The sequence below is a fragment of the Proteus sp. TSJ240517 genome (assembly GCF_047921575.1).
In the GTDB taxonomy this organism is placed as follows: Bacteria; Pseudomonadota; Gammaproteobacteria; order Enterobacterales; family Enterobacteriaceae; genus Proteus.
This window is the reverse complement of the sequence record NZ_JBLRMH010000004.1, coordinates 62174-87595: the sequence shown is the minus strand read 5'-3', so window position 1 is coordinate 87595 and position 25422 is coordinate 62174. Positions and strand designations below refer to the sequence as shown.

The 25422-nt window shown below is 40.2% G+C and carries 21 protein-coding genes; 2 read left to right on the top strand and 19 right to left on the bottom strand.

Annotated elements, in window-relative coordinates; genetic code table 11:
- A complete protein-coding gene (locus tag ACNARN_RS08365) occupies window positions 1–516 on the top strand; it encodes a DUF721 domain-containing protein (protein ID WP_109371134.1) in 516 nt (171 codons plus the stop codon).
- Window positions 517–550: 34 nt separating this feature from the next.
- Here ACNARN_RS08365 and lpxC read toward each other — a convergent pair whose 3' ends face one another.
- From lpxC to leuO, 19 genes are all read right to left on the bottom strand, one after another.
- On the bottom strand, window positions 551–1468 hold the full coding sequence (gene lpxC, locus ACNARN_RS08360) for a UDP-3-O-acyl-N-acetylglucosamine deacetylase (RefSeq protein WP_036913397.1): 918 nt from the start codon (window positions 1466–1468) through the stop codon (window positions 551–553).
- Window positions 1469–1566: 98 nt separating this feature from the next.
- Window positions 1567–2733, bottom strand: a complete 1167-nt coding sequence (gene ftsZ / locus ACNARN_RS08355) for a cell division protein FtsZ (RefSeq protein WP_023581499.1) — start codon at window positions 2731–2733, stop codon at window positions 1567–1569.
- A gap of 70 nt (window positions 2734–2803) precedes the next feature.
- Window positions 2804–4060 (bottom strand): cell division protein FtsA, encoded by a 1257-nt coding sequence (gene ftsA, locus ACNARN_RS08350; RefSeq protein WP_098942190.1) that lies wholly within the window; start codon window positions 4058–4060, stop codon window positions 2804–2806.
- A 45-nt stretch (window positions 4061–4105) separates the two neighbouring features.
- Complete coding sequence (gene ftsQ, locus ACNARN_RS08345) at window positions 4106–4891, bottom strand: cell division protein FtsQ (protein WP_198620826.1); 786 nt, start codon at window positions 4889–4891, stop codon at window positions 4106–4108.
- Between the two features lies 1 nt (window position 4892).
- Complete coding sequence (locus ACNARN_RS08340; protein WP_416304337.1) at window positions 4893–5249, bottom strand: hypothetical protein; 357 nt, start codon at window positions 5247–5249, stop codon at window positions 4893–4895.
- Window positions 5250–5254: 5 nt separating this feature from the next.
- Entirely contained in the window at window positions 5255–6718 is a 1464-nt protein-coding gene (gene murC / locus ACNARN_RS08335) for a UDP-N-acetylmuramate--L-alanine ligase (protein ID WP_160230585.1), read from the bottom strand.
- Window positions 6719–6759: 41 nt separating this feature from the next.
- The gene (murG, locus tag ACNARN_RS08330; protein WP_198620828.1) at window positions 6760–7842 is read right to left on the bottom strand and encodes an undecaprenyldiphospho-muramoylpentapeptide beta-N-acetylglucosaminyltransferase; all 1083 of its coding nucleotides are present in this window, start codon (window positions 7840–7842) and stop codon (window positions 6760–6762) included.
- Entirely contained in the window at window positions 7839–9032 is a 1194-nt protein-coding gene (ftsW, locus tag ACNARN_RS08325) for a cell division protein FtsW (protein WP_196533381.1), read from the bottom strand. Before ftsW ends, murG begins: the two co-directional genes overlap by 4 nt.
- On the bottom strand, window positions 9032–10342 hold the full coding sequence (gene murD, locus ACNARN_RS08320; protein WP_198620830.1) for a UDP-N-acetylmuramoyl-L-alanine--D-glutamate ligase: 1311 nt from the start codon (window positions 10340–10342) through the stop codon (window positions 9032–9034). Before murD ends, ftsW begins: the two co-directional genes overlap by 1 nt.
- Before the next feature lies 1 nt (window position 10343).
- Window positions 10344–11426 carry a phospho-N-acetylmuramoyl-pentapeptide-transferase gene (mraY, locus tag ACNARN_RS08315; protein ID WP_416304336.1) on the bottom strand — a complete coding sequence of 361 codons (1083 nt, stop codon included), beginning with the start codon at window positions 11424–11426 and terminating at the stop codon, window positions 10344–10346.
- On the bottom strand, window positions 11420–12802 hold the full coding sequence (gene murF, locus ACNARN_RS08310) for a UDP-N-acetylmuramoyl-tripeptide--D-alanyl-D-alanine ligase (protein ID WP_198630356.1): 1383 nt from the start codon (window positions 12800–12802) through the stop codon (window positions 11420–11422). Before murF ends, mraY begins: the two co-directional genes overlap by 7 nt.
- Window positions 12799–14286: a UDP-N-acetylmuramoyl-L-alanyl-D-glutamate--2,6-diaminopimelate ligase gene (gene murE / locus ACNARN_RS08305; RefSeq protein WP_196533378.1), complete on the bottom strand. Its 1488-nt coding sequence runs from the start codon at window positions 14284–14286 to the stop codon at window positions 12799–12801. Before murE ends, murF begins: the two co-directional genes overlap by 4 nt.
- Window positions 14273–16069: a peptidoglycan glycosyltransferase FtsI gene (ftsI, locus tag ACNARN_RS08300; RefSeq protein ID WP_109371150.1), complete on the bottom strand. Its 1797-nt coding sequence runs from the start codon at window positions 16067–16069 to the stop codon at window positions 14273–14275. The genes murE and ftsI overlap by 14 nt, the downstream gene beginning before the upstream one ends.
- An 11-nt stretch (window positions 16070–16080) precedes the next feature.
- On the bottom strand, window positions 16081–16398 hold the full coding sequence (ftsL, locus tag ACNARN_RS08295) for a cell division protein FtsL (RefSeq protein ID WP_109371152.1): 318 nt from the start codon (window positions 16396–16398) through the stop codon (window positions 16081–16083).
- Window positions 16399–17346 (bottom strand): 16S rRNA (cytosine(1402)-N(4))-methyltransferase RsmH, encoded by a 948-nt coding sequence (gene rsmH / locus ACNARN_RS08290; RefSeq protein WP_196533377.1) that lies wholly within the window; start codon window positions 17344–17346, stop codon window positions 16399–16401. It lies immediately after the preceding gene.
- Between the two features lie 3 nt (window positions 17347–17349).
- Complete coding sequence (mraZ, locus tag ACNARN_RS08285) at window positions 17350–17808, bottom strand: division/cell wall cluster transcriptional repressor MraZ (RefSeq protein ID WP_075670769.1); 459 nt, start codon at window positions 17806–17808, stop codon at window positions 17350–17352.
- Window positions 17809–18492: 684 nt separating this feature from the next.
- Window positions 18493–19500: a catabolite repressor/activator gene (gene cra, locus ACNARN_RS08280; protein WP_075670767.1), complete on the bottom strand. Its 1008-nt coding sequence runs from the start codon at window positions 19498–19500 to the stop codon at window positions 18493–18495.
- 223 nt (window positions 19501–19723) lie between these two features.
- The gene (locus tag ACNARN_RS08275) at window positions 19724–21529 is read right to left on the bottom strand and encodes an AMP-dependent synthetase/ligase (protein WP_416304335.1); all 1806 of its coding nucleotides are present in this window, start codon (window positions 21527–21529) and stop codon (window positions 19724–19726) included.
- 519 nt (window positions 21530–22048) lie between these two features.
- The gene (gene leuO / locus ACNARN_RS08270) at window positions 22049–22993 is read right to left on the bottom strand and encodes a transcriptional regulator LeuO (RefSeq protein WP_109371160.1); all 945 of its coding nucleotides are present in this window, start codon (window positions 22991–22993) and stop codon (window positions 22049–22051) included.
- Between the two features lie 869 nt (window positions 22994–23862).
- On the opposite strand from leuO, the gene leuA reads away from it, so the two are divergent.
- On the top strand, window positions 23863–25422 hold the full coding sequence (gene leuA, locus ACNARN_RS08265; protein WP_109371162.1) for a 2-isopropylmalate synthase: 1560 nt from the start codon (window positions 23863–23865) through the stop codon (window positions 25420–25422).

Here is a 25422-nt window from a genome sequence, read left to right as displayed (position 1 = left end):
ATGCGGGATAGTTACCCACAATCATTGGAAAAAATCTTCATTGAACTTGAAGGTTCCAACAAGAGTACACTACAACTTATACAACAGCGCGCAACGATTTTACTAAAATTAAATCGTGCCGTCATGGCTCTTTTACCCGTTCCTTTACGAGATAAGTGCCGTGTCGCAAATTATCGTAATGCTATTTTAATTATTGAAGTTGCAAACGCAAGTTGGTTAACTCGTTTACGTTATGAAACCCCGTCATTACTTTCCGCATTGAGACAAGAAATTTTACCATCCTTATCCTCAATAGACATCAAAATAAATCCGTCTTTAGGCGTAAAACAGGAAAAAAGATCTTTAATATCATCATTAAAAGAACAAGAGCCTAAAAAGAAACGTCACTTAAGTTTAGAAAGTGCGCAATCATTGAAGTATTTAGCTGAGAAAAGTCCAAAGAAATTAAGAGAGAGATTAGAACGGTTGGCTGCACTTGCCGGAGAGAGTACAAGTACAGCCAAAGATGAACGTTAATTAGAGATAATTAACGCGCTTTCCTTCGCAGGAATTAAGCAAAGACCATTGAGGGAGCTTTGAATGCCACTGGCATTTGCGCTTCGTCTTCAAATGTGACGAATTCCCACGCAGATTCTTTCGCTAATACAGCTTGGAGCAATTTATTGTTCAGTGCATGACCTGATTTAAACGCGGTGAATTCACCGATAATGTTATAGCCACACATAAATAAATCACCGATTGCATCCAACATTTTGTGACGAACAAATTCATCTTCAAAACGTAAGCCATCGTCGTTGAGAACACGATAGTCATCAACTACGATTGCACAATCGAAGCTTCCGCCCAAACACAATCCTTTAGATTGTAGATATTCGATATCACGCATAAATCCAAATGTACGAGCACGGCTAATTTGGCTCATAAAAGATTCAGCGGAAAAATCTAATTTATAACGCTGTGTACTTGCATCAATGGCTGGATGATTAAAATCGATAGTAAAATCTAATTTAAACCCGTTGTATGGACGCATCTCTGCCCATTTATCGCCATCTTCTACACGTACTGTTTCTTTGATGCGAATGAATTTCTTCGCAGTACGAAGCTCTTCGATACCTGCATCAAGTAACAAGAAAACAAAAGGTGCCGCACTTCCATCCATAATTGGAATTTCAGGTGCATTCACTTCAATTACGATATTATCAATGCCTAAACCAGCCAGTGCTGCATTTAAATGCTCAACGGTTGATATACGCACATCGTCTTCGTTAACTAAGCAAGTACATAGCATAGTGTCACGAACTGATTTTGCGTCTGCTGGAAAATCCACCGGTGGATTTAAGTCAGTACGACGGTAGATGACCCCAGTATTTGCTGGCGCCGGACGCATTGTAAGCGTAACTTTTTTACCCGTGTGAAGTCCCACACCGGTTGCTTGTACAATTCGTTTTAATGTCCGTTGTTTGATCATCATTTTATCTCGCAATGTTATCCGTCCTACCAATCATTATACTTATAATTGGCAGGACAGTTTAGCACAAAAAGCGGAGATGCCAATCTTTTTGGCGATTAATCAGCCTGTTTTCTCAGGAACGCAGGGATATCTAAATAATCTGGTTCTTTGTTTGCCTGAGTAGATTGTTCGTTAACGGCTTTTGCGGCAGGCTTGCTTTCTTCTACAGCAGAGAAAGAAGACATGCTATTTTGCATTTGCTGGTAACGATTCTCCATTGCGCTTTGCTGATTCTGTTTATTAGTTACCAGCGTAATTTCTGGACGTTTGTCCATACCAATACCTGTTGCAACCACAGTCACACGCAATTCATCATTCATTTCTGGGTCAAGGGATGTACCGATAACCACAGTCGCATTATCTGATGCAAATGCACGAATGGTATTACCCACTGTTTCAAATTCATCAAGACGTAAGTCAAAACCTGCTGTGATGTTGACTAACACACCACGCGCGCCAGATAAGTCGATGTCTTCCAATAATGGACTTGAAATCGCCATTTCTGCTGCTTCTTCAGCGCGATCTTCGCCTTTCGCAGCACCCGATCCCATCATGGCATAACCCATTTCAGACATCACAGTTCTTACGTCAGCAAAGTCAACGTTCATTAAACCTGGGCGAGTGATTAGCTCAGCGATACCTTGAACTGCGCCTTTTAATACATCATTAGCTGCGCCGAATGCATCTAATAATGAAATTCCACGACCAAGTACTTTTAATAACTTGTCATTTGGAATAGTGATTAATGAGTCAACATGTTTTGATAACTCAGTAATACCTTGTTCCGCAAATGCCATACGTTTTTTGCCTTCAAAATTAAAAGGCTTAGTCACTACAGCAACGGTCAAAATGCCTAATTCTTTAGCCACTTCTGCAACAACAGGCGCAGCACCAGTACCAGTACCACCGCCCATACCTGCTGCGATAAAGACCATATCGGCACCTTCAAGTGCTGCACGTAACCCTTCGCGGTCTTCCTCTGCTGCATTACGGCCTACTTCAGGATTTGCACCTGCACCTAAGCCTTTCGTAATGGCATTACCGATTTGGATAGTCTGTCCGACCGCTGTTTTACGTAGCGCTTGAGCATCCGTATTGACTGCAAAGAAATCTACGCCTTCAATACGTTCACGAACCATGTGCTCAACCGCATTACCGCCGCCGCCACCAACGCCGATGACTTTGATCACCGCATCGTTGGTTAATTCCATAGGTTCAAACATAATTTCTCTCCGTTTTGTGCCTTCTCAGGGCCGCTTGCTCAAACGACCTCTTTTTAAATTTGTCTGATTATTAAAACTCTCTTTTTAGCCAACCAGTGAGTTTTTTAAATAAACCACCGACAGCAGAGCGTTTCTCGGTTTCAGTTTCCTCACCAAAGTGAGATTCTTTACCGTAATGCAAGAGCCCAACCGCTGTTGAGTAGTAGGGATCCTGCGCATAATCTGTTAGCCCGGTAATATTTAACGGTTTACCGATCCGTACTTGCGTGTGGAAAACACGTTGAGCACATTCAACAAGTCCATCAATCTGTGCAGCACCACCTGTTAGCACAATACCTGCGGCTAAATGATGCTTAATCCCTTGCTGGCGTAACTGTTCTTGAACTTTTAAAATCTCTTCATTAACAAGATTGAGCAGTTCGGTATAACGAGGCTCAATCACCTCAGCAAGAGTTTGTCGTTGCAGACTTCTTGGTGGTCTGCCTCCGACACTTGGAACTTCGACATTTTCATCTTTACCAACTAAAGAGCCTAATGCACAACCATGACGAACCTTGATAGCTTCGGCATCATTTGGCGGAGTGCCAAACGCGTAAGCGATATCACTTGTTACTACATTGCCAGCATAAGGAATAACGCGAGTATGCCTTAATGCTCCACCGGTATAAATTGCGATATCCATTGTACCGCCACCAATATCAACAACACACACACCTAATTCACGTTCATCTTCGGTCAATACAGCAAAACTTGAAGCCAGTCCCGCAAAAATCAGTTGATCCACTTTTAACCCACAGCGTTCAACTGCTTTTACAATATTCTTTGCCATATCGTTATGGCAGGTAATTAAATGAACTTTAGCCTGCATACGCACACCCGATAATCCAACTGGGTTTTTGATCCCTTCTTGATAATCAATGGCATACTCTTGCGGTATAACGTGTAAAACACGATGTTCATCTTTTACTTTGACGGATTTCGCGGTATGAACCACGCTATCAACATCATCTTGAGTCACTTCTTCTTCCGAAATTGGCACCATACCAATCTCATTTTGGCAACTGATATGCTTGCCTGATAACGCCAAATATACTGAAGATATTTGGCAGTCAGCCATTAGCTCAGCCTGATCTACCGCCCGTTGTACACATTTTACGACGGATTCGAGATCATTAACGCCACCTTTATCCATGCCCCGAGATGGACAACTTCCCACCCCGATAATATTCACTACACCATCAGGCAGGATCTCACCGACAAGGGTGGCTACTTTGGCCGTACCAATCTCAAGACCAACTACTAATTTTCTGTCCGTCGCTTTGATCATTATTGTTCTGCCTTCGCCTTCATCGTGTCATCTGCCACGTCTTGTTTATTCATTATCAAGTAATAAAGGAGCCCATCCGACTGCACCACCACTGTCATAACGCAGATCCACGTAATCAACTCGTTTATCTGTTTGTTGTTGCAGTATCGGATACAACTCAATAAAGCGAGCGATCCGTTTTTCGTTATCCTTACGACCTAACTCCAATCGGACATCATTGTCTAAAACTAATTGCCATCCTTGACGGGCAGACATTGACGCTGCTTTTAAATTCAGGTTACTTGCAAGAAGCTGATCTCTCATTGCCACATAACCTGACAACACCATTTTTTCGCTTCCTTGAGGACCATATAACAAAGGATAACTTCCTTTGGTTTCCAACTGCGTTGGCAGACTGAAAACGCGTCCTTCTTTATCAAGAAAGTAAGTGTCATTCCAACGGGTAAAGGGAACATACTCTACCAGATGGATTTTAAGTTCATCAGGCCACTGTTTACGAACAGTGACTTGCCTAATCCATGGCATACGTTCAATTTGTTGCTGAATAATATTCACATCCTGTGTCATAAATGTACCCGGCTGTCCTAAAGACAAAATGGCCTGACGTACATCATCATTCGTTGTGTAATGTCGCTCACCCGTTAATACAAGTTTTGAGATTGGCAGACGATTTGCGTCTTTCATCCAGTTAACCACTTGTATTCCACCCCAAATGATGGTGGCAATCACACATAAGAAAAAGATTAATCCTGATAAATAAGTACCATTACTCGGTCTGTCAGAATGTTGCTTCTCTTTGTGTTCTTTTATATTTAGCGCTGCTTGTGACATATTAACCCACTAACTCCTGAGCAACGTTTAAACAAGAGAATCGCCCATTCTTTTGTCCGATATTCCAGCGATTAATACTTTTCCTACATATATATACTTTATGAACACTTTTAGGTTTGATAATTAAATCACTAAATTGTTCAATCTGTTGAGAATTATTTACTTTAAAAGAAGAAATTGCGAATTTTTCTGCGTTTTTCTTACTTTTTAACTGAAATTTTTTCTCAACACAGATTTGAGCAAGCGAATTCTCGATCATTTTTTTCGCTAATACAGTGTTATTTTCCTCATAACACCCCATCATTACAGTTACTTTATTGACCATTTCACCATAAATGATGTTCACTTGCTCAAACATCCGTCTTAATCCTCGCTGAAAGATGGTTGTAATTTCGTATCTGCTAAGCGACGCGCTATTTTACCAATATTTCCAGCACCTTGAACTAAAACAAGATCATTATCTGTTAATACACCTGCCAATATTGATGAAATATTAGTCACATCAGAAACCCAGATAGGATCTAGCTTCCCACGTTGGCGAATTGTTCGACAAAGTGAGCGACTATCGGCACCTGCAATAGGCGCTTCCCCAGCAGAATAAACATCTGTTAATAATAAAATATCAACCTGATTGAGAACAGTGGCAAAGTCTTCATATAAATCGCGAGTACGTGTATAGCGATGAGGTTGGAAAATCATCACTAGGCGTTTATCTGGCCATCCCGCTCTCGCCGCTTTAATCGTTGCATCAACTTCTGTTGGATGATGACCATAATCATCCACTAGCATCACTTCACCTTCTTGACCATTAACATGCTCAAGACCGTAGTTACCTAAGAAATCAAAACGACGTCCAGTACCTTGGAAGTTAAGTAATGCGGCTAAAATATGTTCGTCAGCAATGCCTTCTTCTGTGGCGACAGCAACCGCAGCTGTCGCATTCAGTGCGTTATGGCGACCAGGTGCATTTAATACAACTTGTAAATCTGGCATACCTTCACGAGAAATAGTGAAAAAGCCCTGAGCACCTTTTTGTTCATAATGTGTAATACGAACGTCAGCATCTTCACTAAAGCCATAAGTCGTAATATAACGACCCACTTTAGGAATAATAGAGCGAATGACATCGTCATCCAGACACATCACTGCACGACCATAGAATGGTAAATTGTGCAAAAAGGTAATAAACGTCTCTTTTAGATTGTCAAAATTACCGTGATATGTGTCCATATGGTCTGCTTCGATATTCGTAACGACAGCAACCATGGGTTGTAAATGTAAAAACGATGCATCACTTTCATCAGCTTCAGCAATTAAATAACGACTGCAACCTAAGCGAGCATGAGTGCCAGCCGATTTAACAAGCCCACCATTAACAAAAGTAGGATCTAAACCCGCTTGCGCATAAATATTTGAAATCATCGCTGTTGTTGTCGTTTTGCCATGTGTTCCGGCAATCGCAACACCATGACGATAACGCATCAATTCGGCCAGCATTTCAGCACGACGAATAACAGGGATACGCGCTTCTCTTGCTGCAATAATCTCAGGATTTTCAGCACTGATTGCTGTCGAAACCACAACAACACTTGCGCCACGAATATTTTCAGGGCGATGATTAAAATAGACTGTCGCGCCTAAGGCAACGAGCTGTTGTGTGACTACGTTTGGTGCTAAATCAGAACCGCTGATTTCATAACCTTCGTTAGCCAACACTTCGGCAATCCCCCCCATACCAGCACCACCGATGCCAATAAAGTGAATATGCCTAACTTTTCTCATTTCAGGCACAAATGATCTTAATTTTGCCAGTTGTTGTGTATTCACTATTTACTTCTTCACTCTACGTTAATGGTTACAAGTTACGTTTATTTTTTTACCACTTCGATTATCACATTCGCTACGCGCTCTGTGGCATCCGTAATCGCAACACTTTTTGCTTTCTCTGCCATTGCTAACAAGGTTTCTCTATCCCAATTTTTCAGGGTTTGTGCAATGACTTCTGGAGTTAAATCGTTTTGCTCAATAATACGCGCTGCACCCGCTTTTTCTAACGGCAGTGCATTCCAATATTGCTGTCTATCTTTGTGCTGGAAAGGAACAAAAATAGCGGGTAATCCCGCTGCGGCAATTTCGCTGACCGTTAATGCACCAGAACGACACACAACAACATCAGCCCATTGGTAAGCTTGCGCTATATCATCAATAAATTCAGTAACTTTATATTCAGATTTAACTGAATTTTTTGCTAATTCGTTCTGATAGCGTGTTTTTGTATCACTTTCGCCACCTTTTCCTGCTTGATGCCAGATTGTAACATGTTCACCTAGTAAACCTGCAACTACGGGTAAGGTGTGATTTAAAATTCTAGCACCTTGGCTACCACCAATGATCAGTACACGAATAGGTCCTGTTCTCTCTTTTAATCGTACAGAAGGCGCTTCAAGTGCCAATACATCTTCACGAACAGGATTTCCAACAACCGGTGCTTTAGGAAATGCCCCCGGAAAAGCCTGTAATACACGTTTCGCAATTTTCGATAACCAGCGATTGGTTAATCCAGCGATACCATTTTGCTCATGCAAAATAACGGGTATCCCGCACATCCAAGCGGCAACACCACCAGGACCTGAAACGTAACCACCCATACCAAGTACAGCATCTGGCTGATAGCGCTTCATAATGGCACGAGCTTGAAAAATCGCTTTAATAATACGAATAGGTGCTGCGATTAATGCTTTAATACCTTTTCCACGTAAACCTGAGATACGAATAAATTCAATTTCGATACCGTGCTTAGGAACTAAATCGGCTTCCATTCTATCTGCCGTTCCTAACCATCGGATTTCCCAACCTTGAGATTGTAGATAATGAGCAACAGCCAGACCTGGGAATACATGTCCCCCAGTGCCACCAGCCATAACCATTAAACGGCGTCTACGCTCGCTCATTTCGGGCTCCTTACAAACGCCTGAGCTTGTGCTAGACGTGTTTCATAATCAATTCGTAATAACATCACGATAGCCGTTGACATAATAATCAAACTCGAACCACCGTAACTAATAAGAGGAAGGGTTAATCCCTTTGTCGGCAACATGCCTGCTGCTGCGCCTACATTCACCAATGATTGGAATGTAAACCAGATCCCGATAGAACAAGCTAAAAAGCCTGAAAAACGTTGATCGAGGATCAGCGCACGTCGTCCAATTTGCATCGCGCGAAAAGCGATGAAGAATACCATTAAAAGCACCAAAACCACACCGATATAACCAAGTTCTTCAGCCAAAATGGAGAAAATAAAGTCGGTATGTGCCTCTGGCAAATATTCTAGTTTTTGTACTGAGTTTCCTAAACCTTGTCCAAGCAAATCACCACGACCAAATGCCATTAGAGATTGTGTAAGCTGATAACCGCTTCCAAATGGATCTTCCCAAGGTTCTAAGAAAGAAGTGATACGTCGAACACGGTAAGGTTCAACAATAATCAACATAACAACAGCGGCAATTCCTGAACCGATAATGGCTAAGAACTGCCAAATTTTAGCACCCGCTAAAAATAACAGCGCTAATGTTGTTACGAATAAAACCACAACGGTTCCTAAGTCTGGTTGTAATAACAATAAAACGGCCAGTACTAACATCACGCCCATCGGCTTACAGAAACCCCAAAAGTTATTTCTGACTTCTTCAACTTTTCGGACTAAATAGCTCGATAAATAACAAAACAGCGCAAGTTTTGATAATTCAGCAGGCTGGAAATTTAATGGTCCCACCGCAATCCAGCGTGAAGCACCATTAACGGAACTCCCTACCCCCAATACCACTAATAAAAGTAATATCGAACCAAACAGCATTAAGCTGCTATAACGTTGCCAAATTGCCATTGGAATGCGCATGGTGACTAACGCAATACAAAATGCGACAACAATATAGATGCCATCACGTTTAGCAAATAAGAAAGGATCTTCTGCAAGACGTTGACCAACAGGCATTGAAGCTGATGTCACCATAACAAAGCCGACAACCGCTAATCCGAAAGTAAACCAGAGCAAAGTGCGATCATACGGTACAAATGCCGTATTCTCAGTTTGATAACTGCCCACTAGCCACTGTTTTAATCTTCGCATTGCGAATACGCTCATCAGCCAAGCTCCCTTGCTAAACGTGCAAATTCATCACCACGCTGCTCAAAACATTTAAACTGATCTAAGCTTGCACATGCAGGAGAGAGCAACACCATATCCCCTGATTTTACAGAAGGAGCTAAAGCCCGCATGGCTTCTTCCATTGTCACTGTTAATAAAGAGACATCTGGTCGTAGATTTGCCAATGCGTGTCCATCTTGTCCAAAACAGTACAGACGAATATTGTCTCCACTGATATAAGGCAATAAAGAAGTGAAGTCAGCAGATTTCCCATCACCACCTAATAAAAGATGTAGTGTGCCCTCAACTTCAAGTCCTCGTAATGCCGCTTCAGTGCTTCCCACATTGGTGGCTTTCGAGTCATTTATCCAACGTACATTTTGATGTGAATAAACTAATTGAAAACGGTGAGCAAGACCGTGATACGTTTTCAGTACCTCGGTTGCAGCTTTACGAGAAATACCCACAGCATCAGCAAGAGCTAATGCGGCTAATGCATTGGTATAGTTATGCTGTCCTGAAAGGTACATTTCAGCCGTTGAAAGGACTTTTTCACCTTTCACTTTTAAAATGCGATTTGTGTTATCAAGCTGATAATCACCTTGTCCAACACCAAAACTAACACAACGATTATCTTTACCCGCTAAAGGTAGCGTTAATGCATCATCTTCGTTATAAACACAGGTTTTAGCATTATCGTAAATACGCAGTTTTGCTTCACGATATTGTTCTAATCCTAACGGATAGCGATTCATATGATCTTCGCTAATATTTAATACCGTTGCAGCAGCGGCTTGTAAGCTATAAGTCGTTTCTAGTTGAAAACTCGATAGCTCTAATACATATAAATCATAAGGCTCGGTTAATAAGGTCAGAGCTGGAACACCAATATTGCCACCGACTCCAACACGAATACCATCCGCGCTTGCCATTTCACCCACAAGCGTTGTCACGGTACTTTTACCGTTAGAGCCCGTAATCGCTACAATAGGCGCTTTGGCTTCACGGCAAAACAGTTCAATATCACCAACAATTTCAACACCATGATTTGCGGCTTCAACAAGCTCCGGTGTCGAAAGTGCAATACCCGGACTTGAGATAATTAAATCAGCATCGTTAAGCCATGCTTGATGAAAACTACCTGTATGATATTCAACGTCAACAGGAAGCTTATCTAAGCCTCCTGGTTTTTGGCGTGTATCAATAACCTTAGGTGTAACACCTTGGCGGATAAAAAAGTCAACGCAAGAAAGGCCTGTTATCCCAAGCCCAACAACAACCACTTTTTTTCCCTGATAATTTGCCATCTTAACGCACCTTTAATGTCGCCAGACCAATAAGCACTAACATCAGTGAGATGATCCAGAAACGGACAATAACACGAGGTTCAGGCCAGCCTTTTAATTCATAATGGTGATGAATTGGAGCCATACGGAAAATACGTTGACCACGCAACTTAAATGAACCGACTTGTAAAATAACGGAGAGTGTTTCAACAACAAACACACCCCCCATAATCACTAATAAGAACTCTTGGCGTAATAACACTGCGATAGTCCCTAATGCGCCACCTAATGCAAGTGAACCAACATCGCCCATAAAGACCTGTGCTGGGTAAGTGTTAAACCAAAGAAAACCTAAACCAGCGCCAACTATCGCGGTACAGACAATCACCAATTCGCCCGCATGCATTAAGTAAGGAATTTTCAAATAACTGGCGAAATTAACGTTACCTGTTGCCCATGCAACTAATGCAAAGCCCGCAGCAACAAATACTGTTGGCATAATAGCTAAACCATCTAAACCATCTGTCAAGTTCACAGCGTTACTGGTACCCACAATCACAAAGTAAGCCAATAAAATGTAGAGCATACCTAATTGAGGCATAACATCTTTAAAGAATGGAACGACTAGCTGTGTTGCTGGCGTATCTTTACCAATTGCGTACATACTAAATGCCACAACAAGTGCGAGTACGGACTGCCAGAAATATTTCCAGCGAGCAATTAAGCCTTTTGTGTCTTTACGAACTACTTTGCGATAATCATCAACAAAACCAATCACGCCGTAACCAATTAAAACCAGTAATACACACCAAACATAGGGGTTATCTAATCTTGCCCATAGTAGTGTGGAGATGGAGATAGAGAACAGGATCATAATCCCGCCCATTGTTGGCGTACCGTGCTTGCTAAAGTGAGACTCAGGCCCTTCGCTACGAACCACTTGCCCGATTTGCATTTTTTGTAACCATGCAATCAGATGAGGCCCCATCCACAACGCAATAATTAATGCCGTCAATAAGCCAACAATCGCCCTGAATGTCAGATAAGAAAACACATTAAAAAATGTATGGTATTTAACCAAATATTCGGCTAGCCAAACTAACATTCAAAGCACTCCTTTAATGCGTTCACGATATCTTCCATCGCGGAGCTTCGTGAACCTTTTACTAAAACTGAAACAACATCATGCTGCTGTAATAATGGAATTAATTGAGCAAGTAAGTCGGCTTTAAATGCAAAATGCTGACCACCTTGATTTTCATCACTAATAAAATGGCTGTGATGTCCTACGGTAAATACGCTATCAATACCTACATCGTGTGCAAAACGCCCCACATCACGGTGACATTTTTCTGAATCTTTACCTAATTCAGCCATATCACCTGCGACAAAAATCTTATATCCCGGTAATTGAGACAAAACCTGTAAGCCTGCGATCATCGAACCATCGTTAGCATTGTAAGTATCATCTAACACCATTTTTCCTGCTGTTAATTCAACAGGGTACAATCTTCCTGGTACGGCTTTTAATGTCGATAAACCAAGGCGAATATCTTCAAGCGTCGCCCCAGCAGATAGCGCAAGCGCACTTGCCGCTAAAGCATTCGCAATGTTATGACGACCCGGTAATGGAAGAGTGACTTCTACACAACCTTCTGGTGTGTGTAAGGTGAAGTTTGTGATGAATTGCTTAACCGTGATATCTGATGGATAAAAATCGGCTTTACCTTGTGCTGATAAAGAGAATGACCATTGCGTTTGGCGCGCATTCAAATGGTGTTTCCACAGAGGTAAGTCATTACTATCCAGATTAATAATGGCTGTACCTTGCTCTTTTAAGTGGGTAAAGATTTCACCTTTTGCCTGAGCAATCCCTTCCAGTGAACCGAAACCTTCAATATGTGCAGAAAAGAGATTATTTACCAATGCACTATCTGGTTTTACCATATTTACGGTATAAGCGATTTCACCGATATGGTTTGCACCTAATTCGATAACCGCAAAACGGTGTTCTGGCGTTAAACGAAAAAGCGTTAAAGGTACACCAATATCGTTATTTAAATTGCCATGGGTATATAAGGTTTCGCCACAGTGACGCAAAATAGAAGCGGTCATCTCTTTAACGGAGGTTTTTCCAGAAGAGCCTGTCAACGCAACAATCTTGGCGTGGCTTAGCGAACGAATATGTGCTGCAATTTCGCCCATTGCTAGATGGGTATCTTTCACAATGATTTGCGGACAATCAACATCAATCTCACGATTAACTAAAACCGCAACGGCGCCCTTTTCTTTTACATCAGCAATAAAATCATGAGCATCAAAACGCTCACCCGCTAATGCAATAAACAGGCAATCTTCATCAATTTTACGACTATCTGTTGAAATCGATTTGATGATAAGTTGATCCGCTTGGCTTTGAGCGAGATGGCTCAATGTGCCTTTGCTAATTTGTGCAATATTTCCTAAAGACAGAGGGATCACGCTATCACCCCCAATAACCGAGCAACGGTTAATCTGTCTGAATAATCGAGACGACGCGAGCCAACCAACTGATAATCCTCATGCCCTTTACCTGCGACTAAAATCATATCATTGGTATCTGCTTGCATAATCACGTTAGTAACCGCTTCAGCCCGACCTTCAATAGCAATCGCACGACCAGGATCCATTAAACCCGAAAGAATATCTTGGATAATTGCTTGAGGCTCTTCACTACGAGGATTGTCATCGGTGATAACAACTTTATCAGCCAGCTCTTCTGCGACTGCTCCCATTAGTGGGCGCTTACCTTTGTCTCTATCTCCGCCACAACCAAATACACACCATAGTTTACCTGTGCAGTGTAAACGAGCAGCTTGAAGTGCTTTCTCTAAAGCATCTGGAGTATGAGCATAATCGACAATAACCGTAGGGCGATTATCCGCACTAAATACTTCCATGCGGCCACAAACAGGTGTGAGTGAAGATGACGCTTTAATAACCGCATCTAATGGATATTCAAGTGCTAATAATGTCGCTAAAGCGCATAAAAGATTACTAACATTAAATGCCCCCATTAATGGGCTTTCAATTTCACCATCACCCCAGCTAGAACTAAAGTGAATGGTTGCACCCGCATCATGATAATTAATCTGGGTTGTTTTAACAAAACGGCCTTGCCAATTCTGTGGCAATTTATTTTCCATTGTCACGGCAACAGCGTCAGGTAAACGAGATAACCATTTTTGACCAACGGCATCATCCGCATTGATGATTTTTTCACCACTGCAATGAGTGGAAAACAGTAACCATTTTGCTTCTTCGTAGTTAGCCATATCACCATGGTAATCAAGATGATCACGACTTAAATTCGTAAATACACTCGCCACAAAAGGCAATGCACTCACACGACCTTGAACTAAACCATGAGAAGAAACTTCCATAGCGGTCAATGTCGCGCCTTGATTTAATAATTGCTGTAACTCTAATTGAATATCAACCGCAGATCCTGTGGTGTTCATCGCAGGAACAACATGACCTAAAAGTCCGTTACCTACTGTTCCCATCACAGCACTTGTTTCACCTAAACCTTGTGCCCACTGTGCTAACAATTGTGTTGTTGTCGTTTTTCCATTAGTCCCAGTAACACCAATCAGTTTCAGTTTTTCCGCAGGTTGATGATAAAAATGTCCCGCTAACTTTGATAATTCTGCATTAAGATTATCAATGTAAATAACTGGAATACCGTGACTTTCACGGATTTCACCATGCGTTGCAACATCTTGTGCTTCCGCTAATACCGCCGAAACACCTTGAGCAATTGCTTGAGGAATATAGCGTCTACCATCAGTTTCATGACCTTTGATGGCGATAAAAAGATCACCGCTCGCCGCTTTTCGGCTATCGAGTGTCATGTCTTTGAGCATCAATGACGGTGCTTGTATCCCGAGTGCCCCTAATAGGTCACTTAAGTTAGGATCGGCCACTTGTATCCTCTTCTTTTTTAATTACAAATTCATTTTTATCGTCTGGCGTCAATGCGTCAGGTTCTACGTTCATTGTGCGTAAAACCGCGCCCATGATCGCGCCAAACACCGGTGCAGAAACTGCCCCACCATAGTACTTCCCTGCTTTGGGTTCATTGATTACGACAACCAATGCAAAACGAGGGCGACTTGCTGGAGCAACACCCGCCGCATAAGAGATATATTGATTGATATATTTTCCGTCTGGCCCTACTTTCTTCGCTGTCCCTGTTTTAATCGCAACACGATAACCTTTAATTGCAGCACTCACACCGCCGCCACCGGGCAATGCAACGCTTTCCATCATATGAACGACGGTTCTCATCACAGGCTCGGGGAATACGCGAGTTCCCGGTACTGGAGGGTCAACTTTTGTAATAGAAAGAGGACGGTAAATACCAAAACTACCAATCGTTGCGTAGACACGCGCTAACTGTAACGGCGTTACCATTAGCCCATATCCGAAAGAGAAGGTGGCCCTTTCAAGATCGGACCACCGTTGTTTTTTTATTGGAAATATGCCACTACTTTCGCCAACTAGCCCCAAGTTAGTTGGCTTCCCGAATCCAAATCGTGAATAAACATCCACAAGTTCAGATGCAGGCATCGCTAACGCCAGTCTTGAAACACCAACGTTACTCGATTTCTGTAATATTCCTGTTATCGAAAGCTCATGATATAACGCCACATCTTTTATCTGATGCCCGCTAATACGATAAGGAACGGTATTAATAACACTATTTTCTTTAATAATATGATTGTGGAGCGCACTCATCACAACCATCGGTTTTACGGTAGAACCTGGTTCAAAAATATCGGTGATAGCACGATTACGCATCGCATCTTTAGGCGTTCCCGTTAAATTATTTGGGTTGTACGATGGGCTGTTAGCCATCGCCAGCACTTCACCGGTATTTACATCAACTAAAACAGCGGTTCCCGACTCTGCTTTATTCTTAATAACCGCATTGGTTAATTCGCGATAAACCACAGATTGCAGACGTTCATCGATACTTAACATCAGGTTATGAGCAGCTTGGCTGTCTGTTTGAGCGATATTCTCGATAACACGGTTAAAACCATCTTTACGAACAACACGCTCACCAGGAGCACCTGTCAGCCACTGGTTAAAGCTTTTTTCAACACCTTCAATACCATCACCATCAATATTTGTTACACCGATGATGTGAGCAGTTACTTCGCCTGATGGATAATAGCGTTTTGATTCTTGGCGCATATTAATCCCAGTGATTTTTAGTTTACTAATATAATCACTAATTTCAGGGTTCACTTGGCGAGCCAAGTAGATAAAACGAGCGGAAGGCGTTGCGACAATTTTTTGCTCGATGTGATTCACTGGCATTTTCAGTGCATCAGCAAGTGCTAACCAACGAGAATCTGTCATATCGGGATTAGCATCTAATACAACTTTAGGATCTGCCCAAATGGCAAAAACAGGCACGCTAACGGCAAGAGGCCTCCCCATTCTATCACTGATCATGCCTCTTGCTGTCGGTACTTTTTGTACACGTAGAGAACGCATATCCCCTTCACGAATAAGGGGATCGGGGTTAATAATCTGTAAATAGGCAACACGGATTAATAGCGCGGCTAAAGCGATACCAATACCACCGCAAAGCAACGCAAAACGCCAACTCACAAATCCTGTTTTTTCTTCAGGCTTGCGTAGTTTGGCATTTGACTTTGTTTTTGCTTTCGCTTTTGCCGAACGTGAAAATTTCATACTTGCCTTAATTATTTAGTAACCACGATGTTCTCTTTTGTTGGGTCAACATGGATCATTCCCAAACTATCACTTGAAAAACGCTCTACTCGGCTATGGTCAGCCAGTGCGTTTTCTTCAAGAATGAGATTGCGCCATTCGATCTCCAATACGTTTTTCTCCAGCACTAAACGCTCTTTCTCGGCTGTTAATAAACGTGTCTTATGTGCGGTCGTCACGACATACACCGCAGAAATAATCACAGCAATCAGTAAACATACAGGTAATTTGCCATGACGCAGTAAATCCTGCCCTATAACTCTCGGTAGTGAGTGTCGTTCAGTAGACATTTATTCCTCAATACGTTGTGCTACACGCAATACAGAGCTTCGTGCCCGTGGATTTTCTTCAACTTCTACGCCTGTCGGTTTCATCTTGTGAATACTCGATAAGCGAGCACTTCCTAACTCTTTTATCTGCGCTTCTGTGAGAGGAATACCCGCAGGGACAACTGGCCCTTTACTTTCATCTCGAATAAAACGCTTCACCAATCGGTCTTCTAATGAATGGAAACTAATGACCGACAAACGTCCTTCTGGTGCTAAAACAGAAACAGCACCTTTTAATGCTTTTTCAATTTCATCTAATTCGCTGTTGATATAGATACGAATTGCCTGAAAGCTACGTGTTGCTGGGTGTTTATGTCGTTCTTTTACTGGGCTTGCGTCGCTAATTAAATCAGCCAATTGTTTGGTTCGAGTCAAAGGCTCTTCTGTTTTGTTACGTGCAACAATGGCGCGAGCAATACGCTTAGCAAATCGTTCTTCACCAAAGGTTTTCAATACCCATGTGATGTCTTCTTCTGCTGCTGTCATCAGCCATTGTGCGGCTGATTGCCCTGATGTTGGGTCCATACGCATATCAAGAGGTCCATCACGCATAAAAGAAAAACCACGTTCTGGATCATCAAGTTGAGGTGAAGAAACACCTAAATCCAGTAATACACCATCAATTTTCCCTGCTAAACCTAACTCAGTGACATACTGCTCAATATTTGAAAACGGCCCATGAACAATAGAAAAACGAGCATCATCAATTTCATTAGCAACAGCAATCGCTTGTGGATCTCTGTCTATCGCAATCAAGCGACCTTGTTCGCCCAATTGCGATAAAATTAGACGAGAGTGCCCTCCGCGACCAAATGTTCCGTCGATATAGATACCTGAAGGTTTAATATTCAGGCCATTCACTGCTTCATCCAGTAATACACTGGTATGACTAAAATTATTCGTTGTCATTATTTAAAGTGATAAATCCAATAGTCGTGTCGATAACGGTTCCTGTGAGGTTTGCTCGGCTACAATGTCTTTTTCGATCTGTTTGTACCAGACCTGTTCATCCCACAATTCAAATTTATTGAATTGACCGACTAACATGACCTCTTTTGTTAGCCCCGCATGCTGTCTTAGCGTGCTAGCTAACAAAAGACGTCCTGCGCTATCCATTTGGCATTCGCTGGCGTGACCTAATAACAAACGTTGAACTCGACGTTCCGCAGGATTCATGGAGGACAAAGCCGCTAATTTTAACTCAATCTTTTCCCATTCTGGAAGGGTATAAAGCAATAAACATGGCTGATTGAGATCAATGGTACAAACCATTTGACCTTCAGAAATCTCACTCAGCGTTGTTCGATAACGGGAAGGAACTGTTATTCGCCCTTTGCTGTCAAGATTAACGAGTGTTGCTCCACGAAACATCCTCATTACCCCCAGCTTTGTAATTTACACCACATTATCCCACAAATCCCCACAAATAGAGTTTACGGATGGTATGAAAACGTTGTCAAGCCAGATATAGGAAGCTTTATTTATATTTACAGTAATTTGGTAGATACTCTGGAATGTTTAAATTATCGACAAAAAGAAAAAAAGAAATATTAACACTATGATTAATAGAGGTTATTTTTCAAATTCTATTTTTAATCACGAAAAGTAATTATTTATAGCGATTACAAGGAAGAAAACCAGATAAAGAAATCATAATAAGTAAATCATGATTTTTATTATAAAAAACTAATTTATTGCAGTTCATTTACCTTTAGCCAACATAATAATTTGAGGTTGCTTTTATATAAACAAAAACAGCAAGACGAAAAAAAATAATTCAATATCATGAAGATAGTTATTTCTTTTTTTCTTAAGTTTCCCAAAATAAAATTAATTACTCATTAAATTTAAGCAATATCACTTATGGATATGTCAAAATTCAATCTACTAATTTAGCAAAATGCGAGAAATAGTAAAAAAACGCTTAAGATTAATCTCAAATTTAATATTCTCTAAGCAATTCGACATTCTTAAATCAAATAAAACATCCCCGTTTTAATTTAATAAAACAGGGATGAGTATAAATGCAGATAATTACCAACAGAGCGACATCAATTAACGCGCACGCCCCAAACTGCCTCGACGACATAAATCACGACGAATACGTGTAATTCCTGCTTGCGGTTTTTGTTCTTCTTCAAGACTCGCAAGAACAAGTTCTAACACACGTTCTGCAATATCACGATGTCGTTGAGCGACAGATAAAACAGGACATTCAAGGAAATCCAATAACTCATGATCACCAAAAGTCGCAATAACCAATTGTGTTGGTAAACGACCACTACGTTGTAATGTCACATCCATAACCCCTTGTAATAAAGCGAAAGAGGTAGTGAATAACGCATCAGGCATTGGATTGTTATTTAACCATTCAGAAAAAGCAGCCGCAGCAGCTTCTCGTTCATAGCTATTTGCATATAGGTAGGTGACTTCTCTAGGATCATCTTTCCATACATTACGGAAACCTTGTTCACGTAAAAAACTCACAGAGAGTTCAGGAAGTGCGCCTAAATAGAGTACAGATTGCGAAGGGAATGCTTTTAATTCTGTTGCCAGCATTTTGGCATCTTCTAAGTCATCGCCAACAACACTGATAAAATGCTCACTTTCTAATGCTCGGTCTAACGCAATAATCGGTAATGAGCGATTTGCCCAACGCTGATAGAAAGGATGCTCTGGTGGCAATGCTGTTGAAACAATAATGGCATCAACTTGACGTTGCAGTAAGTGCTCAACACAACGAATTTCGTTGTCTGGCTGGTCTTCTGAACAGGCAATCAGTAATTGATAACCGCGTTGACGCGCTTGTCGTTCAAGGTAATTTGCAATCCTGGTATAACTGGTATTTTCCAAATCAGGAATAACCAAACCAATAGAACGCGTACGACCAGCACGTAATCCCGCGGCAACAGCGTTCGGGTGGTAATTATGCTCTCTGACCACCGCCATCACTTTTTCAACAGTCTTGTCACTTACACGGTACTGTTTCGCTTTACCATTAATGACATAACTTGCTGTTGTTCGTGAAACACCAGCCAAGCGGGCGATTTCATCCAGTTTCACATTAGCCTCTTTTAATTATTAAATGTGTTATTTATTACATATTGCTATGAATTTCAGTCATCATGCTGATCTGAGTTTGCATTTTAACACAATTTACTGATAAAACCGTATGCGTCAACGTTTCCGTTTATGTCTTTTATCAATTATTTCAATCATTATTATCTATCAATAAGTAATTTCAAAAGAAAAAAGCACCATTTAGGTGCTTTTTCATCAATTAAAATTAATCTTGATACATTAATTCGATTTCATTTCGATAGCGTTCAAAAATAATTTTACGGCGAAGTTTCAATGTTGGTGTTAATTCACCCGATTCCATAGAAAAGCCTTCAGCAAGAAGAGTAAAGCGCTTAACTTGATGAAAACTTGCAAAGTTTTTTTGCATTTCACGTAAACGTTCATCAAATAGCTCTTTAATTTTAGTATGGCGTAATAATTCCATACGATCTTGATATTTTAGATTTAATGCACGCGCGTGTTCTTCTAATGCATCAAAGCAAGGTACGATAAGTGCAGAAACAAATTTGCGTGTATCTGCGATCACCGCAATATGCTCAATAAAGCGGTCTTGCCCTAATGTTCCTTCGATCATTTGTGGTGCAATGTATTTACCATTTGACGTTTTCATTAAATCTTTTAAACGTTCAGTGATAAATAACATGCCATCACTATCAAGTGCACCAGCATCTCCGGTACGTAACCATCCATCTTCTGTAAAGGCATCCGCCGTATCTTCAGGCTTATTGAAATACCCTTTCATGACAATGCTGCCACGTACTTGGATTTCGTTTTCTGCGCCAATACGCACTTCGACGCTCGGCAATGGGGTGCCAATAGAACCTAATTTATATTTGTTCTCTTCCCAGCATGAAACTGTGGCGCAGGTTTCTGTCATACCATAGCCATATTTAATATTGATACCAGTAGCCAAGAAGAAGCGGATCACAGCATCATCTAAACGCGCTCCTGCCGCAGGTAAAAAGCGAACTCGCCCACCTAAAATTTGACGCACTGGACTTAACACTTTTTTATCTGCAAAACGATAACATAAGCGGGAAATAAAGCCCTGTTGACGTTGATTTAGTTGTGCTTCACGCTGTTTTTCACCCTGCTTTATCGCCCATTTAAAGATAAATTGACGAAACACTGAAGCTTGAGACACTTTATCTTGAATAGCGCTATACACTTTCTCATAAAAGCGAGGAACGGCGCACATCACGGTAGGTTTAACCGCACTCATTGCCTCTCTGACAGCATGAGTGTCAGTCAAATACACGTTAACCGCACCTGTATGCATCACATAGAAGCTCCACGCGCGTTCAAAAACGTGAGAAAGAGGTAAGAAACAGAGAGAAACATCTTTATCAGATAATGAGAGACGCTCATCATGTAGATAAAGTTGTGATGCTAGACTTGTATAGTCAAGCATAACGCCTTTAGGTTCACCTGTGGTTCCTGATGTATAAATCAGAGTAAACAGATCATCTAAATTGCATTCATTAATACGCTGTTTTAACACGTCATCATGCTGAAATGTTGACTGGTTAATTAAATTTTCCAGATAGCATGAAGGTATATTTTCGTTTAACACAACATCAGAGTTAAACACAATAATATGTTCAAGCTGAGGACATAACGCTAATAATTCAGAAACAATATCGTATTGCTTTTGGTCGCCAACAAAAAGAATACGAATATTCGCATCATTTAAAATGTAAGCGGCTTGTTCAACACTACTTGTTGCATAAAGAGGAACAGTTACTGCGCGTAGCTGCAAAGAAGCAATATCAGCTAAAGACCAATCAATGGTATTTTGAGAAAAGATCCCAATATTTTCTTGAATATCCACACCCATTTCTAACAATGCATTTGAGAGCGCGCGTGTTTTCTTTTCAACCAACTCCCAAGACATTTCGATATTGCGCTTAGCATCCCACTGACGATAAGCAATTTTATTCCCGCTGTGCAAAAATTGCATCTGCAATCTTCTAATTATATGATAATCATGAAGATTATTATTATTTATCATAATTTTCCTGCTATTTATGGAAAAGCGACCGTGTTATGAAACCGAAATGGATAAAATGTCTCCCTTACAATTTCAGCTTACACATGTTCGCTGACTCGAATAAAAGTCTAAGTGATCCACCAAAATAAAGGAATTCAATTTTACATAAATTTGTAAAATTGTGAGTTATGAAAAGTTTTGTCAAAAAAGGCTATCTCATCATCGTGAGAAAACTAAATATGATGATCTTATTTTTTATGGAAAGCCGAAAAGAAAAGCTGATAAATAACAATAGGTAATTGTTATAACTTAATCAATGACAATATAGAGAGGAGAATATTAGTGAAAAAAAATAGGTTTAGCACAGTATAATACAAATAAGAGTCATTATTACAAAGAAAGGGCAAAAATAGTGACAGCAATCCAATTTAGTTTACCTAACTGCATAAACGCCATTTTGGTCATTAGCCGAATAGCTAACGTTATCTGCCACTATTTCTGCATAATTAGTAAAAAAAACTAATTATGAGCAAAAACACTCTATTTTTGACAAACTTCACTTAATAAATTTTTCATCCATAAGTGGCCTTTATCACGCGCTGTTGACTCATGCCAAATCAAGTAACATGGACGCTCTGTTTTTTCCCAAGGTAACGACACAGCTTTAATATCTAATTGCTCAGAATAACTTTCAACTAACCATCTTGGTGCAATAGCGACCAAATAAGTTCTAGATACAATATTTAATACACTATTTAAATCGGTTCCTTGATAAGTGATTAAATCTTCCAAATGAGTATCTTTATAATAAGGCGCACTAAATGAACCAATATCATCTAAAGAAACAATGGAATGTTGCTCATTTAATAACATCTCTTGGGTCACACTCTCTTTAATACGAGGATGTTTATTAGAAACGACTAAAACAACTTCGTCATTAAATAGTGGTTGTGAATGAAATTCAGTCTTTTCAAATTCCTTATAGCTAATAAAGAACTCAACTTCTTGATATTTTAATTGGTGTTCTATATTGCTATTTAAATAAGACTTAATATTAACGTTAATATTAGGTGTTTCATTTTTAATTTGTTCAACTATTTTGGGTGCTAGTTTTATATCTAGAGGACTACAAATAGATAAATTAAATATACGCTCACTTTGTTCTGGTTCAAATCCTGCTCCAGGAAGCTCGTTATGAACCAATTGTAAGGCTTGTCTTACTGGGCCAAAAAGTTGTTTAGCTCTTAATGTAGGTTGAATACCGCGTCCATAGCGAACAAATAATTCGTCATTAAACATAACTTTAAGGCGAGATACAGCATTACTCACTGCGGGTTGTGACATGCCCAGTACTTGCGCAGCACGGGTAACATTTTGCATTTGCATAACAGCATCAAATACCGTTAATAAATTAAGATCAACATTACGTAAATGCATATCTGCTGATTCTCTGCTGGTAACTGTTGCTGATGTGTAATCCGTCATTTCTTACTCCACTATGTTATCATAATAGTCAAATAAACATTATTAACTAATATATTATTAATAATAAATAAGCTTTAACTATTACTTAAACTATTTATTAAAATTTATTATTCATCATCCATGCATATAACTAAACACATAATTTTCATATCAATAAAAAAACATATTTCATATAAGAAATTAATTTTGACATTAAAATTACATGTATAGAAAATGATTATATCAATATATATTACAACCTGTTTTACCTTCTGCCTTGCAAATAATAAAACAAAGTATGATAAAAATCATAATAAAATAATGTACTTTCATTCCTAAAATAGGTATCCGATATCTATTATTTTTTATAATACAATGATTTTTATTCTTACATTCAAAACGTTGCTCACATTTGTCAATTATTCCTCCCCTAACCCCCTCTTTTTCCCCTACCCACTGGCTGATTAAAAAAAAAGCAAACAATTGTTTAATTTTTCATTTCACTCTTTTTCAAACAACGTATGGAACATTAACCCAATCAATGAATGCTTGATAGTTATAATCATTAGTAAAAATTTAGATATTAGCCAGAATCACTATGAAAAATTTATAAATAACACTGACAAATGAATTAATAAATTCCAACACTTGACATCTTTATTGGTATTAGGTATCAATAAATACAGATTATTGAGAACTTATCTAAGGATGTTTCATGTCAAACGCAATTTTACTATCAAGCCTACTACTACTCGCAACTTTTATGCGCGGTCGGCTTATGGGTAAAAAGTGAAACACACCTGCCCTTAGAGAGAAAACCCGCGCTAGTCGCGGGTTTTTTTATACCTGGGAGAGCGCAAACAGCAAATAAAAAGAGAAAGGAATAGATTATGAGCCATGACGTGATTATTTTTGATACCACATTGAGAGATGGTGAACAAGCATTGCAGGCGAGCTTAAGCGTAAAAGAGAAGTTACAAATTGCTTACGCTTTAGAGCGTTTAGGTGTGGATATCATTGAAGCGGGCTTTCCTGTTTCTTCTCCCGGTGATTTTGAATCCGTACAAACCATTGCACGCGAAATCAAAAATAGCCGTATTTGTGCATTAGCACGCTGCGTTGATAACGATATTGATGTTGCAGCAGAGTCTTTAAAAGTCGCAGAAGCTTTTCGTATCCACGTGTTCTTGGCAACCTCGGCATTGCATGCTGAACATAAATTGAAGAAATCATTCGAAGATATTATTGAAATGGGCGTGAACTCAATAAAACGAGCTCGTCGCTATACCGATGATGTGGAATTTTCTTGCGAAGATGCGGGACGTACTCATATCGATAATTTATGTCGAATTGTTGAAAGCGCAATTAATGCTGGTGCAACCACCATTAATATTCCAGACACCGTAGGCTATACAACGCCTTATCAGTTTGGTGGCATTATCACCAACTTGTTTGAGCGTGTTCCCAATATTGATAAAGCTATTATTTCTGTTCACTGTCATGACGATTTGGGCATGGCGGTCGCTAACTCAATTACCGCAGTACAAGCGGGTGCAAGACAAGTCGAAGGGACAATTAATGGCTTAGGCGAACGTGCAGGTAACTGCGCATTAGAAGAAGTCATTATGGCGATAAAAGTCCGTGAGCAAATGATGAATGTTCAGACACGGATTAATCACAAAGAAATTTATCGCACCAGCCAATTAGTCAGCCAATTATGTAATACGCCAATTCATGCTAATAAATCTGTTGTTGGCTCCAATGCATTCGCGCATTCATCGGGTATTCACCAAGATGGCGTTTTGAAGAACCGCGAAACCTACGAAATCATGACTCCAGAATCTATCGGATTAAAAGAAGTGCAACTGAATTTAACTTCTCGCTCAGGTCGTGCGGCAGTTAAACATCGTATGGAAGAGATGGGTTATCGTGAAACAGATTATAACTTGGATACTTTATATTCTGCCTTCTTACGTTTGGCTGATAAAAAAGGCCAAGTCTTTGATTACGATTTGGAAGCTTTAGCATTTATGGGACAACAGCAACAAGAGCCTGATGAGTTTGTAATGAATTATTTTAATACTCAATCGGGTTCATCAACCGTTGCTACCGCGAGTGTCAGCATTACTCATGGTGATAAAGAAATTACTGAAGCAGCAACGGGTAATGGTCCCGTCGATGCGGTTTATCAAGCCATCTCTCGCGCAACAGGTTATCCGTTGAAATTAGTCACTTACCAATTAACAGCTAAAGGTGAAGGCAGAGACGCCTTAGGGCAAGTTGATATCGTCGTTGAATATCAAGGACGTAAATTTCATGGAATGGGTTTAGAAACTGACATCGTAGGTTCATCAGCAAATGCCATGATCCACGTTATTAATAGCATTTGGCGCTCAGAGCAAGTCGAAATAGAAAAACGCAAACAACACACAACACAAGAAGCGGTTTAA